The sequence below is a fragment of the Sphingobacterium kitahiroshimense genome (assembly GCF_025961315.1).
GTDB lineage: Bacteria > Bacteroidota > Bacteroidia > Sphingobacteriales > Sphingobacteriaceae > Sphingobacterium > Sphingobacterium anhuiense.
On sequence record NZ_JAOQNK010000001.1, the window covers coordinates 938,668 to 951,747 of the forward strand.

A 13,080-nucleotide genomic window follows, 5' to 3' on the forward strand; every position below is an offset into this window, starting at 1 on the left:
ATGGATAATTTAAAAAATTATAAGTTCGGTGTATTCTATTATAACCCTTCAGACCCTCGTCTATTAGTACCTAAAACACGCTCGAGTATACACGGATACACATTGAATTTTGCAAAACCCATCAGTTCTGTCATATTGGGCATATTCATCTTCCCTGCTGTAGCACTTCTTTACCTAATTTTCAGAAGCTAACTATTTTAAAATATCAATTAAGAGCATAAGCACTTTCCAAAACAATAAGATGCGATTAAAACGCTTTAGAAAGGCTTGAATGAAAGTTATTATAGTGATTTACGACAGAATTTTTCATTAAAACTGCGGGGACAACATTGATAATTTTAATAAAATAAACGAAGCTTTATGTAAAAAAAGTTAGGGGAACGAATAAATATATGAAACAGTGTTCGCTATTATTTTCATAAAAAAGGTTCAATCACCTCGATTGAACCTTTAGAACTTTAAGTATTGGAAAAATAAAAGCTCCCAAAATTTAGAGAATAAAAATATCTTTGGCTTCAGCGGCTGCGGAATATTTTTCTTCAAGTAATTGTTTAAGTAAAAGCAGTTTCTGTATTACCCGTGATACAATTACTGCATTGAAAAAAAACTACAGAATAATAACGTTCTAACTGACACAGCATCCCTTTCATCCCTAATCTTATCATTTCTTAATGATTAAATATCTTTAGGACTTATCTCTTGAAGCACTTCAATCAATTTCGTCGCTGTTGGACCAGCGGATAGTGGGTTCTGCCCGGTAACCAAGTTTCCATCGCGCACCACATGCGGTACAAAAGGTACCGGAGCCGAGCTGAATGAAGCTCCCAATTCTCTTAATCTGGATTCTAATTTAAAAGGGATATAATCACTTCGCATCACGAGATTTTCCTCCATATTGGTAAAAGCAGTCACGTGCTTACCAACCAAGAAATCAGGATCTGTTTGTGCAAGGGCGACTAAAGCCGCAGGACCATGACACACAGCCCCGATCGGTTTATGCTCTTTGATAAAGTCCGTCAGTAAACGTGACACCTCAGGATGTCGAGCCAGATCCCATAAAGGACCATGCCCTCCTGGAATAAAAACACCATCAAAGGCAGAAGATTGAACGCTTTCCAGTTGAACGGTATTCTTAAATCTTTGCTGTGCGTTTTCATCATCCAGAAACTTACGGTTATCACTAGTCAAGTGTTCGGTTAACTTACTCATCGGATCAAGAGGTGGTTCACCTCCCAATGGACTGGCCAAAAGAACTTGATATCCGGCCTCTTCAAATTTATAATATGGTTCTGTCATTTCACCTAACCACACCCCAGTTTTACTATCTGTCCCATCCATTCTATCATGGGAGCTCAATATCATGAGTATATTCCGTTTATTTTCCATTTTAAAAATCCTTTAAGTAAACATGGATGACAATAGACAGAGATAACAATTCGAACAAAGCAAAGTTTGCAGGCATACTACCCGATCTAGGACAATAAATACCTCAAATATCACTTAATGAACATCTGCACAACAGTAGGATTTTCATTCCATCACAGTTTACTTTAACCAAAAATCACCCAACACGGTGCAAGACCCATTGTCATGTATTTGATAATATACAATACCTGACAAAAAAATTAACTACTCACAAAGCACCTTTTGTGCATTCTAGAATAGTTTCAAAAAGAACTGCTGATACAACCCAAAGTTGTCCCGAAACACAACATAATGTGCACGAAAATCAAAACTACATTAGATTATAGGGCGGTATATTTGTTGAAAATTTCACTGATTTGAAACAATTGACCATATTCTTACTCCTGCTAACGTTCTTATTCCAGACGTTTAGTAGAATAGGTATGCTCGTTGATTACAAATTAAACACAAAAGAATACCTCAAATCGTGTGAAAACATTGATAAACCTACCATGCATTGTAAAGGTCAATGTGTACTCATGAAAAAGCTGAAGAAGCAGGCTGAAAAAGAAGCAAAACAAGCAACCGTTAACTTAGAGCAGTTAGCTTCTATTCATCATCTTGACACCTTCGAATTTCCGAAAAATAATCGCATTGCACGACGTATTACCAAGCACTATCCACAAGATATGAGCTATACTTTCCTTTTTGCAGAAACAATCTTCCACCCACCCCTCTTTTCCATCTAGCTGCAAAAAACAAGTGACATCATCTGTCATTTGAGTCTTTTCATTTTTCACATTAATTGATACCTATATAGGCTCCAGTACAAGCTATTCATTATTTTGAATAGATACGCTGTATCGTATTCATTTTGAGCAATAGCTATTGCACAGATTAGCCATATAAAAAATCATTAGTCATAACACGAAGATAAATGTTATCAAAATATAAACATACACTTCTTGGCTGTGCATCTATTGCGCTGTTCATGGGTATGGTAGGATGCGCATCATCTAGCCAAAATAAAGAACTGCCCATTTTAGGGGAGAAAGAAATCATTTCCACTTCAAAAGATGGTATTACACAAAGTGATACAAGCTATCATCGTATACCCCAATTTCGTTTTGTGGATCAAGATAGTAACTGGATCAGCAATGAAGATTTAAAAGGTAAAATATATCTTGCCGATTTCTTTTTCACTCGCTGCCCTACCATCTGTCCGATCATGTCCAAACACATGCTTGAGGTAGCCAAACATTTTCAGAACGAGCCACGTTTTGCCATCCTTTCGCATACCATAGATCCAGATCATGATACGCCATCGGTTTTAAAAACCTATGCTCAAAAACTGGGCGCACCAGACCTATGGAAATTTGTCAATGGCCCAAAAGCAACAGTATATGACATTGCGGGAGCCGCAGGTTATTTCTCATTTGCCACAGAAAGCCCAGATGCACCAGGTGGTTTTGATCATAGTGGTGTATTTACACTCGTAGATGGAAAAGGGCATATAAGAGGTGTCTACAGTGGTATTGAGATGGACTCCGTAAAAGTTGCCATACAAGATATTCAACAATTATTGGATCAGCGATAACCTATTTCAACAACATTAATAAAAACAATTATGAAGCGTATAATAAAAATAACGATCCTTTACATCACATTAATTCTAGTACAGACATCTTTCTACGGCTGCAATAATATGACGAAATCAACTGCAACACAGTCAGAAAATAAACATGCTTCAAATAGCATAGATCTTTCCAATATGATCATGCTTGGAGACACAACCTTTGCAGGTCATCAAGTATCACTCTGGACACCAGATAGTCTAACCAATAAATTTGAAAGCCTATACTTGAGATTAGAAGATGGAAAAGGAAATCCAATAAATGACCAAGAAGTAAATTACGAAATCACAATGGATATGGGAATGATGTCCCATGGTGGACCTTATGACGCTCTAGTCAACAAAGGAAACGGCATTTTTCAAGCTGATATGGTATTTATCATGGCCAATATGAAGGATATGGGGAGAGGATGGCTATTCAAAACTTTACTCAAAGGAAAAGATAAAACAGATACCTTGACTTTTGCCCTCCCAGTACAACAAGCGACTATACCCCGCACTATAGCTACAGGAACAACGACAGATGATCGCGTATTCGTATCCTGTTTAATTCCTAATGAGGTCGAGTCAGGTAAGCACAATATCGAATTTGCCTTACACAAAATGGACAAAGAGACCTTTACCAATCTAGATGGATATACCATAGCAGTAGAACCTTTTATGCCTGCTATGAAACATGGCTCTCCAGAGAATAAAGATGCTGAAAGCAAGGGAAATGGCCGTTATTCCGGCTTAGTCAATTTCACGATGTCTGGAGACTGGGTTATCAAAGTTAAGCTTTTGAAAAATGGGGAAACAGTATCACAAGATAGTTTGGTCTATCCTATCAAAATCAAATAATAAATCACAAAAATTTAACAAAACAAATTATAACATAATAAAATGAAAAACTATTCAAAAAAAGGAGCATTTAGCCTATTTTCCTGCATCCTATTATTGACAGCATGTGAAAAAGAAACAATTGTTCAAACTTCAGTTGATTCTGGCCCAGGAAGTACAACATTGGTTTTTGATGCACGATATGGTGACGCTGACTTCGAATTGAACAAAGCATACGATTTCAAACTCAGCAATGCTACTGGTCAGTTTGATCTAAAATATGAGTTCAGCCAGCTTCGTTATTGGGTCAGCAACGTTCGTTTAGTCAATGCTGCTGGCGAAGAATTCAAAGTACCAGAATCCTACTACCTCATCGAAGAAAATGTGGAAATTCCTGTACAAGAGGGATCATTTGACAAAAAATATCCTGCAAATAAAAGAGAACAGGTGCAGATAAGTTCTATACCAGCAGGTGATTATACTGCTATAAAATTTGCGGTCGGAGTAGATTCAAAATACAACGATAATTTAACCCTACGTGCTGGCGAATTATCCTCCTTAAATGGTATGGCTTTTGAAAATTGGATGTGGTTCACCAGTTATAAGTTTTTTGTGGTAAATGGAAAAATGACCTGGGTAAAAGCAGCTCCGGAAGCTCCTGCTTTACAAACATTCTTTTGGGACTTCGCTTCCAATGATCTCTATACGGAGAAAGAAATTAAACTAGATAAAGCGATCACTATTAATGCGCAGATGAAATCAAATATCAACTTAGAATTGGATGTCAAAAAAGTAATCGATATCGAAAACCCATGGTCCAACAGATTGATCAGCGCATCCAAAAAGGAGCTCATGACCCAGTTAAAAGACAATCTGCTTACCAAGGCCATCACCTTAAAAAGCACAAGTTCGACTGCTATAGCAAAATAGTATGATGATAGGCAAAGGACTAATAGTAGGAGTTTTCACAAGCATAGTGTTAAGCTTGTGCACGATCTCATGTTGTAAAGTACAAGTGGACAATCCGCTACCGGATCAAACTCCTACTCCTTTGATGCTAAAAGTCCCGGACCATTTTCCGGCACCAACAAAGATGCTCGACAACCCCCTGACGGTTGAAGGAGTAAATCTAGGTCGTCATCTTTTTTATGACCCCTTGTTATCTGCAAATATGCAGGTAAGCTGTGCAAGCTGTCATCATCAAGAACGAGCATTTGCAGATGGAGTGCCACTTACGGCTGCAGGTGTATCAGGAAAAACACTTGAGCGGCATTCTCCGACATTGATTAATCTAGCATGGGCTGATCAAGGATTTTTTTGGGACGGTGGTGCAACAAATCTAGAATCACAGGCCTTTGGACCGCTTACGCATGCTGACGAAATGGGAATGTCCTTAGTCACTTTGGCCAACCGGCTGATAGCTAGTGAATTTTACGTCAACTTATTTCAGCAAGCTTTTGCTGAAAAACCATCAGCACAAGGTGCCGCAAAAGCATTGGCGCAATTTCAGCGAACCTTGATATCGAGCAATTCGCGTTATGACAGTTATCGAAGTGGGCAAGATTTGAAAGCCCTTTCCGCAGGGGAACTACGTGGAATGCATCTTGTAAAACAAAAATGTGGGACATGCCATAGTGGAGAACTGTTCACAGACAATGCTTTCCATAATAACGGTATTGATGATGACTTTACCGATGACTCCAACGAATGGATACATCGCGGACGTTATCGCATATCTTTTAATCCGATAGATCTGGGTGCCTTTAAAACACCAACACTAAGAAACGTAACACGCTCTGCCCCATATATGCACGATGGAAGATTTAAATCGCTTGATCAGGTGTTGCAGCACTACAGATCTGGTACTAAGCATAGTCCGGTAACAGACCGACTTCTTTACGATCAAAATGAAAATCCTGGCATAGCCATGAGCGATAAAGAAATGACAGAAATAAAATCATTTCTAGAAGCATTGACAGACGATATATTTTTAAATGAAACCAATTTTTCTAATCCAAATAAGAAATGAAAAAAGACAAAACAAATGTAGGCAGTAGAACCGCTCTTACAGCGATGATAATCCTGCTATTAACAATAACAGTAGCATGCAGCAAAACTGAAGCACCTACCCCCGATGAAGAAAAAACTGGACAATTCTCTATCGAATTTGACAATATAATGGGCGAAGAAACTTTGAGTTTCGAACCCCGAGTTTATAAAAATGCAAAGGGAGAATCCTTTAGAATTAAATTGTTGCAATATTTCATCAGCAACATCAAGCTCTATAAAGCAGATGGCAGTAGCTATACAGTACCTCAGGATGACAGTTATTTTTTAGTAAACGCAGCCGATCGTACCACACGTTTCACCAAAGTAAAAGTGCCCGAAGGAAACTATGAAAAAGTTGAATTTGTCATCGGTGTAGACAGTGCAAGAAGTTCGATGCCTGTAGAAAAACGGACTGGCGTACTATCATTTAATCCAGAAGAAGGACACGAAGGTGGAGGTATGTACTGGGGATGGAACAGCGGTTATATCTTCTTTAAGATGGAAGGTTACTGCGATTTGATCTCCGACAATCAACAAGGAGATCCCACTGGAAATAAACAGTTCAAATATCATATCGGTGGGTTTGGAGGTTACAATGCCCCCACCTTGAACAATATCAAGACCATTACAGTAGATCTGAAAACTGCAGGAACAGCACAAGTGAGAGAAGGGTTACGCAGTAACGTCCACCTATTTGTCGATATCATGAAAATATTCAATGGTCCACACACATTCAGTATTGTGGAGCATCCCAATGTCATGTTCAGTGAATACAGTGTGAATATTGCCAACAATTTCCCGCATTTTTTCACACATGATCATACCGAAAATTTTGTGAAAAGTGAAGATGAATTATAACTGATGAAAAAAATATTTGTGCTAATTGGAATTGTTGCCCTCGTATGGGCATGCAAAAAAGGTGAAGACTCAATTCCTGACCTCTTCACAGGCTTCTTGAAACCAAGTAATTTTCCTGAGCCAACTTATAATTTTTCTAGAAACATGATTACAAAAGAAGGCTTTGAATTGGGCAAGCGTCTTTTTTACGAACCGCGCTTATCCCGTAACAATACCGTTGCCTGTGGCAGTTGCCACATCCAGTCTGCAGCATTTACCCATCATGGTCACGATGTGAGTCACGGTATTGATGATCGGCTAGGCATACGCAATCCTATGCCTATTATGAACATGGCTTGGCAAAAAGAATTCTTTTGGGACGGAGGTGTCTTTGATTTAGATCTTGCAGCAGTCAACGCGATCACAAATCCTGTTGAAATGGATGAAACAGTACCCAATGTGCTTAGAAAATTAAGAGCACATCCTGATTATCCTGCGCTATTTAAAAAAGCCTTTGGGACAGATGAAATAACCGATGCACGCTTTTTCAAAGCCCTATCGCAATATATGTTAATGGCTGTAAGCAACAATGCTAAATACGATCATGTGATGCGCAAAGAAGCAGGATATGCCTTTACTGAACAAGAACAAAAAGGCTATCTTTTTTACCAAAAAAACTGTTCATCCTGCCACAACGAGCCCCTGTTTACCGATAGAAGCTACCGTAATAATGGACTTTCTCCTAATCGGGCTAACGACACCGGTCGAGATTCTGTGACCTTAAATCCCGCCGATAGATATAAATTCAAAGTGCCTAGCCTTCGTAATATTTCCTATACCGCACCTTACATGCACGATGGACGTTTTCTGACCTTAAATCGGGTTATTGAACATTACCGGACAGGAATGGTTGATTCCCCTACCCTTGACCCCATTTTTAGACAAGCGGATGGATCGTTAGGTATAAAAATGAGTGACAGTGAAAAAGATAATCTGATTGCATTTTTAAAAACTTTAGATGACCGGGATTTCTTGACCAATAAGCTATTGGCAGAACCCGAAATAAATTCGGGCTTTGTTGTCAATTGATCATCTGATTTTCAAGCAGCATTGGTCCTCTTCTTACGTTCCTATATCGGATTTAACATGTAGATCAACAGTAAGCACAGATGACAAGCATATACAATTTTCGACATATTATCATAAAAACAGCGACAAATGAATACATACAAACACCTTAAAAAAAATACGATATACGGTCTATTGACCGTATTAGCATGCGGACTGATGATCCCTATCTCAAAAGCATGTGATATCTGTGGATGTGGTGTCGGCAGTTATTACATTGGTATTTTACCAGACTTCAATAAACGCTTTATTGGGCTTCGCTATCAACATAAATCGCTTCTCACACACTTAGGACCTACCGGCAATCGCACGCCAATTACCGCCGATGAAACCTATCAGAGCATGGAAATGTGGGGTGCATGGAATATCGGTCAGCGGTGGCGGGTAATGGCAATTTTGCCCTATAACTTCAACACGCGTACCATAAAAGGCAGCGGAGAGCAGGGGAAGAAAAATGGAATGGGTGATGTCGTAGCAATGGGCTATTTCAAAATTTTTGAAGAAGCGAAAGGCACCGCATCCAACAAAATGCTCGTCCACTCGTTATGGATAGGCGCAGGTGTAAAAGCACCTACGGGCAAGTACGATGCAAGCGAACGCAGTAATGCGGCTCAGGACTCACCAAATAACTTTCAATTGGGTACCGCCAGTACAGACTTTATGTTCAATCTTGCCTATGATGTAAGGCTGATGGATCTAGGTCTGAATGTCAATACCACATACAAATTGAACACCGAAAACAAATACGATTACAGATACGCCAATAAATTCACTGCCAATGCACTCGCATATTATAAATTTAATATACGCGATAAGGTACGAATAGCACCTAATGCTGGTGTCACTTATGAGACACAGCCACAGGATGTCGTCTTTGGAAAATATGATGTCGCACAGTCTGGCGGAAACTCCACCACAGGAATTATAGGTATAGAAGTCAATATCGGAAAAATATCATTCGGCGGTAACTATCAATCCCCTTTAAGCCAAAATCTTGCTGGCGGGCGTGTAGAAGCTGGCGATCGGTTTCTGACCCATTTGTCCTACAGCTTTTAAAAAAGCAAAAAGATTGTCTTAAACTCTAAAAAAATAACATACTATGAAATCTATTAGCTCCATATCCATACTCGTATCATGCTGTATATTCAGCATGGTTGCATGTAATGCTAACAACTCTGCAGACTCAGGTGCAAAAAAAAACGAACCTGCTGTTGAAGAACCCACTCCAGTAACGCTTCAAGTAAATGATTTTCTAAAAGAAGGAAATAAAGGTGTAGGCGGCATCACGAGTTTTGAACACAAACCATTCGATCAAAAATTAGCCGATGAGGGCAATAAATTATTCATTGTTAAGTGTACGATGTGTCATGAAATCAAGGAAGATAAAATAGGTCCAGCACTTTATGGCGTCACAAAAAAAAGAACGCCAGAATGGATGATGAACATGATCTTGACCCCTGATAAGATGCTAGCAGAAGATGCAGATGCAATAGCACTCAGCAAATCTTACGATGGAGCAATGGCGGCTCTAGGTTTAAACCCTCAAGAAGCAATTGCAATTCTGGAATACCTGAGACAAGAAGATTCGAAATAGAAAGAAATTTCACATCCGACATCATTAAAAAAGCTGGCGGTAAGAATTGATAAAAACAAAAAAAGGGATGAAATATTGATCAATTTCATCCCTTTTCTGTTCTGCAAAATGGTTACTGCTTTTTCCTAAATTCTTCAGGACTCACACCATATTTCTTTTTAAAGAAAGTAATAAAATAGGATACATTTTCAAAACCAAGTTCAAAAGAGATTTCCGAAATATTCTTATAGGTATGAATGAGGAGGCGTTCAGCCTCCATCAGTACGCGCTCCCTTATCAGTTGGCCAGCAGATATCCCTCTCCTTTCCTGACACAAACGATTGAGATAATTCGTGGAAATAAAAAGCTGATCAGCATAGAATGAAGGTAAGCGCTCATGCGCAAATTGCTCGCTGATCAAGCGTTCAAAAGAGATCACCTTCTCCTCTTTTTCATTTTTTGGTATTTCAGTTCCTTCAGTATTGACATTGCGGCTGAGTGTTCCCAAAAAAATATTCAAGTAGGAACGCAGTATATTTTTAGCGTCAGGATGGCTAAATAAATATTCGCGATGCATTGTTTCTAAAATCATAGGCCAACCTAATTGCTGTTCAACAGCAACATTTTGGGGTTGCATCTTTTGCGTTTTTAAAAATGAAAAATGATGCAGTACATTATCGTTGTACCGTTGCGTAAAAAAATGCTCTTCAAATAAAATAACCCAACCGTCTTTTTGATCATTTTCTGTCAACAAACTCAATACGGTACTAGGGCTGAAAAACATAACCTGTTGTTGCTGTAATTGACAGTTATACTTGTCAATATTCAACGTAATAAGTCCTGATGTTAAATAAATAACCGTATAAAATGTTCTTCGATTTGGTAGATGCAGATTTTGAAGACAACTATAGTCATCTTTTAGATTGTATACGATTAAGCCAATATGATCGGGATCAATATTGTTTAATGATATTGTGTTAATATTTTCTGTTTTTATAACCATAATTAATGTAATTGCAAAGTGAGATAATCGACTATACAAAAAACAAAATGGGTGGCTTGAAAATAAATCTATCCGTCCCCTCCAATACAAGATAGCGCTGAAAAAACAAATGTGCAGCACGTAAATCAGTAAAGTCTTCGTCAGACTTCAGTAAAAAACAGGTCAAAGGAAGATAAATATTCAGATCGATCTGCTTCGCTTTAGGAGCAGGATCTTGTTGGTCTCTTTCCTTTTCCAACTGCTTATCGATATAACAGAATCCACTGCAGGTCACTGCCGGCTCAAACCGATTAATGCATAATTGGGTTGTAATATAATCCTTATTGAGCTCAAAACCCATACAGATCCAGGTACAGCTCGTTGCTTGTATGAAAATGGCTAAGACAAGAAGTATCGATAATTTAGCGCGCATTAAAAACTTAATAAATAATAGCGTTCTACAGTCTTGAATATTAATTATCAAGCACGAGAAATTCAAAATAAATAAGGGTATAGCTATCGGTTTATTTCAAAATGAGATAGCGAAATAAATAGTCAGAAAGACTAGATGAGGATATTAGCAGCTAGGTGGTCGCAAAATACGATTAATACGATTAAAAGTATAATGAGAATGGCGCATATCAAAATTTGTATTTGTCGTATGATCGACAAAAATCGCAGGCATATTAAGCACGGTAGATGGTATTAAAACAAAGGCTTGCGCTTCCTTTATTTTATTTTCTATATTTTTCTTTTCATCTTCTCGCGCTTTTTTCATTTTCTTCATCAATACACATGTGCCCTTGCAATGCAACTGAGGAGCATCTCTATTTTCACAGAGATATTGCGCTATATAATCACGATTGATATAAAAAGCACTTACAACCACGACTCCCCAGCATGCCTGAAACAGCATGAGGACAGATAGGAAATATAAAAGTACTCTTTTCATAAAGTTCAAATATACGCTATTTTTAAGCAATTTAGAAACATCTTGACTTAAATCGCAGTACTTTTTTCATGTACTTCAGTAGATGTTTAAAATCTATATAGCCTACTTCTGAGGCTATATAGATCCTGATCTACGTTGTTAATTATCGGACAGAATTTGCATCACTAAATTAAAATCTGTACTAAGCATTACTCCTTCTGGAGATTTACTTTCAATAATCAACTTATATGTTCCCTCGTTTAAAGAACTGTTTTTCTTTACCTGAATGATTCCAGAAGTTTCATCAATAGAAAAAATAGCATTACTATCATTAAAACCATTATCATTTAGAGTGATGGCTTTAATGCTAAATTTGCCTTTAAACCGTCCAGGATTTACCACCGGGGCATCAGATTTAAAAGAATTACCCAAAGGGATAACAAAACGGTTGTAAATGATCGTTAAGTCAAAGTCCTGATAATAGATCCCATAAAACAGTTTAGGTTCTGGCAATATCGATAATTTAAGATCTCTTTCTGCCAATTTATAACCGTTTTTGAAAAGTATTGGTCTCAAAGTATATACCCATTCTTTCTTTTTATTCGGATCACCAGCTTTATCAGATACCACAATCTGATTATTGACGATATTGACATGCTGATCTTTATTGCCGTATGAAGGATCAAATTGAAAAATTGCACCTTCCATATTGAAGTTATCCACTACCAGATCAAATGTATTTTGGGGATCGTTGTACAGGCAATATGGAGTCAGTACCACTGTGGCATTTGGTTCATTTTTTAAATAAAGCTGAGCAGGGTTTACAACCAGATTAATTTTTTTTGAAAACCCCTTTAAACCATTTTCAGTTTTAGAAGTAATGATAATAGGGTAATTTTCTGGGATCGTATTCTGAAATTCGGATGAAAACGTATTGTTTGGATATAATTTACCAGAATAAATAAACATCCTTGAATGCTCACGATCAAATTTAATTGACTGCTTTACAAGATCCAACAAAGAGTGATCCTTATCGACCTGTTGACCAGGATGGTCGACAGTTATTTCCAACGAAATATCATCGGCGCTATATTCTTCAGGAAGTTGATAAGAAAGGGTGTCACCATAGGTTACGGAAACGCCATCCGGTATAGGTAATGGAGGTAGATAACCATTGACTATCGTATCCTTAGTACAGGATATCGCGACTAAACAGAATAGCGTCATTACTCCTAATTTTAATAGCGATAACGTTTTAAGATTGCACATTTTTTTTCAATTAAAAAATAAAAAATAGTTGATTTACGTAAATCAGATTCAATCGCAAAATTAGACGCTTTTGGAGTATATAGATTTCGGTTTTCGTGCACATAGTTTTATTATTCAAATCGATGTATAGATTGATCAAAAACACATGGAAATAGTCTGTATAAATAGATCATTTAAATAAATAAAACGGCAATTTTCCAACGTATCGATGGTACTTGACAACCATATATCCAACCGATGATATATAGAAAGGAGCACATGATACATGTGCTCCTTCTAGCATGAATATACATGCTTATATCTAAAAAAACAATTGGACATCGCTTAAAGAACTATTATTTGTTCATCGGCAGGTATGATTACTTTATCGACAATCCCCTTATCTTTTACATAGTCAGCCAACGCTTTTAGAATTAAAATACAGTGATTAATCCCTTCCATGTAAGTCGCAATAA

The 13,080-nt window shown here is 37.7% G+C and carries 15 protein-coding genes; 10 read left to right on the forward strand and 5 right to left on the reverse strand.

Annotated features, from left to right (window positions below; all coding sequences use genetic code 11):
• Positions 1-192, forward strand: a complete 192-nt coding sequence (locus M2265_RS04115) for a hypothetical protein (protein WP_084825366.1) — start codon at positions 1-3, stop codon at positions 190-192.
• 483 nt (positions 193-675) lie between these two features.
• Here M2265_RS04115 and M2265_RS04120 read toward each other — a convergent pair whose 3' ends face one another.
• Positions 676-1,386 carry a type 1 glutamine amidotransferase domain-containing protein gene (locus tag M2265_RS04120; RefSeq protein ID WP_165905813.1) on the reverse strand — a complete coding sequence of 237 codons (711 nt, stop codon included), beginning with the start codon at positions 1,384-1,386 and terminating at the stop codon, positions 676-678.
• A 461-nt stretch (positions 1,387-1,847) separates the two neighbouring features.
• Between M2265_RS04120 and M2265_RS04125 the strand changes: the two genes are divergently transcribed.
• The 9 genes from M2265_RS04125 (at position 1,848) to M2265_RS04165 (ending at position 9,464) form a co-directional block, all read left to right on the forward strand.
• A complete protein-coding gene (locus M2265_RS04125; RefSeq protein ID WP_264599339.1) occupies positions 1,848-2,153 on the forward strand; it encodes a hypothetical protein in 306 nt (101 codons plus the stop codon).
• Between the two features lie 188 nt (positions 2,154-2,341).
• Positions 2,342-3,001, forward strand: a complete 660-nt coding sequence (locus M2265_RS04130; RefSeq protein ID WP_207902331.1) for an SCO family protein — start codon at positions 2,342-2,344, stop codon at positions 2,999-3,001.
• A gap of 30 nt (positions 3,002-3,031) precedes the next feature.
• Complete coding sequence (locus tag M2265_RS04135; protein ID WP_132767570.1) at positions 3,032-3,877, forward strand: FixH family protein; 846 nt, start codon at positions 3,032-3,034, stop codon at positions 3,875-3,877.
• Positions 3,878-3,919: 42 nt separating this feature from the next.
• Positions 3,920-4,786: an MbnP family protein gene (locus M2265_RS04140; RefSeq protein ID WP_132767568.1), complete on the forward strand. Its 867-nt coding sequence runs from the start codon at positions 3,920-3,922 to the stop codon at positions 4,784-4,786.
• 1 nt (position 4,787) lies between these two features.
• Positions 4,788-5,885, forward strand: a complete 1,098-nt coding sequence (locus M2265_RS04145) for a cytochrome-c peroxidase (protein ID WP_243655355.1) — start codon at positions 4,788-4,790, stop codon at positions 5,883-5,885.
• Positions 5,882-6,763 carry an MbnP family protein gene (locus tag M2265_RS04150; RefSeq protein WP_132767566.1) on the forward strand — a complete coding sequence of 294 codons (882 nt, stop codon included), beginning with the start codon at positions 5,882-5,884 and terminating at the stop codon, positions 6,761-6,763. Before M2265_RS04145 ends, M2265_RS04150 begins: the two co-directional genes overlap by 4 nt.
• Before the next feature lie 3 nt (positions 6,764-6,766).
• Complete coding sequence (locus tag M2265_RS04155) at positions 6,767-7,831, forward strand: cytochrome-c peroxidase (protein WP_132767564.1); 1,065 nt, start codon at positions 6,767-6,769, stop codon at positions 7,829-7,831.
• 129 nt (positions 7,832-7,960) lie between these two features.
• Entirely contained in the window at positions 7,961-8,926 is a 966-nt protein-coding gene (locus tag M2265_RS04160) for a transporter (protein WP_317126519.1), read from the forward strand.
• Positions 8,927-8,969: 43 nt separating this feature from the next.
• Positions 8,970-9,464: a c-type cytochrome gene (locus M2265_RS04165; RefSeq protein ID WP_243655354.1), complete on the forward strand. Its 495-nt coding sequence runs from the start codon at positions 8,970-8,972 to the stop codon at positions 9,462-9,464.
• Positions 9,465-9,576: 112 nt separating this feature from the next.
• Here the strand turns inward: M2265_RS04165 and M2265_RS04170 are convergent, their stop codons facing one another.
• From M2265_RS04170 to M2265_RS04185, 4 genes are all read right to left on the reverse strand, one after another.
• A complete protein-coding gene (locus M2265_RS04170; RefSeq protein WP_132767562.1) occupies positions 9,577-10,446 on the reverse strand; it encodes a helix-turn-helix domain-containing protein in 870 nt (289 codons plus the stop codon).
• A gap of 31 nt (positions 10,447-10,477) precedes the next feature.
• Complete coding sequence (locus M2265_RS04175; RefSeq protein ID WP_108160931.1) at positions 10,478-10,858, reverse strand: hypothetical protein; 381 nt, start codon at positions 10,856-10,858, stop codon at positions 10,478-10,480.
• A gap of 144 nt (positions 10,859-11,002) precedes the next feature.
• Complete coding sequence (locus M2265_RS04180) at positions 11,003-11,377, reverse strand: hypothetical protein (RefSeq protein WP_132767560.1); 375 nt, start codon at positions 11,375-11,377, stop codon at positions 11,003-11,005.
• 138 nt (positions 11,378-11,515) lie between these two features.
• A complete protein-coding gene (locus tag M2265_RS04185) occupies positions 11,516-12,625 on the reverse strand; it encodes a hypothetical protein (protein ID WP_132767558.1) in 1,110 nt (369 codons plus the stop codon).
• Between the last annotated feature and the right edge of the window lie 455 nt (positions 12,626-13,080).

What these genes read in the sequence shown, in the direction of transcription:
- M2265_RS04115 (WP_084825366.1), top strand. Translation starts at nt 1, where the DNA reads ATGGATAATTTAAAAAATTATAAGTTCGGTGTATTCTATTATAACCCT.
- M2265_RS04120 (WP_165905813.1), bottom strand. Translation starts at nt 1,386, where the DNA reads ATGGAAAATAAACGGAATATACTCATGATATTGAGCTCCCATGATAGA.
- M2265_RS04125 (WP_264599339.1), top strand. Translation starts at nt 1,848, where the DNA reads ATGCTCGTTGATTACAAATTAAACACAAAAGAATACCTCAAATCGTGT.
- M2265_RS04130 (WP_207902331.1), top strand. Translation starts at nt 2,342, where the DNA reads ATGTTATCAAAATATAAACATACACTTCTTGGCTGTGCATCTATTGCG.
- M2265_RS04135 (WP_132767570.1), top strand. Translation starts at nt 3,032, where the DNA reads ATGAAGCGTATAATAAAAATAACGATCCTTTACATCACATTAATTCTA.
- M2265_RS04140 (WP_132767568.1), top strand. Translation starts at nt 3,920, where the DNA reads ATGAAAAACTATTCAAAAAAAGGAGCATTTAGCCTATTTTCCTGCATC.
- M2265_RS04145 (WP_243655355.1), top strand. Translation starts at nt 4,788, where the DNA reads ATGATGATAGGCAAAGGACTAATAGTAGGAGTTTTCACAAGCATAGTG.
- M2265_RS04150 (WP_132767566.1), top strand. Translation starts at nt 5,882, where the DNA reads ATGAAAAAAGACAAAACAAATGTAGGCAGTAGAACCGCTCTTACAGCG.
- M2265_RS04155 (WP_132767564.1), top strand. Translation starts at nt 6,767, where the DNA reads ATGAAAAAAATATTTGTGCTAATTGGAATTGTTGCCCTCGTATGGGCA.
- M2265_RS04160 (WP_317126519.1), top strand. Translation starts at nt 7,961, where the DNA reads ATGAATACATACAAACACCTTAAAAAAAATACGATATACGGTCTATTG.
- M2265_RS04165 (WP_243655354.1), top strand. Translation starts at nt 8,970, where the DNA reads ATGAAATCTATTAGCTCCATATCCATACTCGTATCATGCTGTATATTC.
- M2265_RS04170 (WP_132767562.1), bottom strand. Translation starts at nt 10,446, where the DNA reads ATGGTTATAAAAACAGAAAATATTAACACAATATCATTAAACAATATT.
- M2265_RS04175 (WP_108160931.1), bottom strand. Translation starts at nt 10,858, where the DNA reads ATGCGCGCTAAATTATCGATACTTCTTGTCTTAGCCATTTTCATACAA.
- M2265_RS04180 (WP_132767560.1), bottom strand. Translation starts at nt 11,377, where the DNA reads ATGAAAAGAGTACTTTTATATTTCCTATCTGTCCTCATGCTGTTTCAG.
- M2265_RS04185 (WP_132767558.1), bottom strand. Translation starts at nt 12,625, where the DNA reads ATGTGCAATCTTAAAACGTTATCGCTATTAAAATTAGGAGTAATGACG.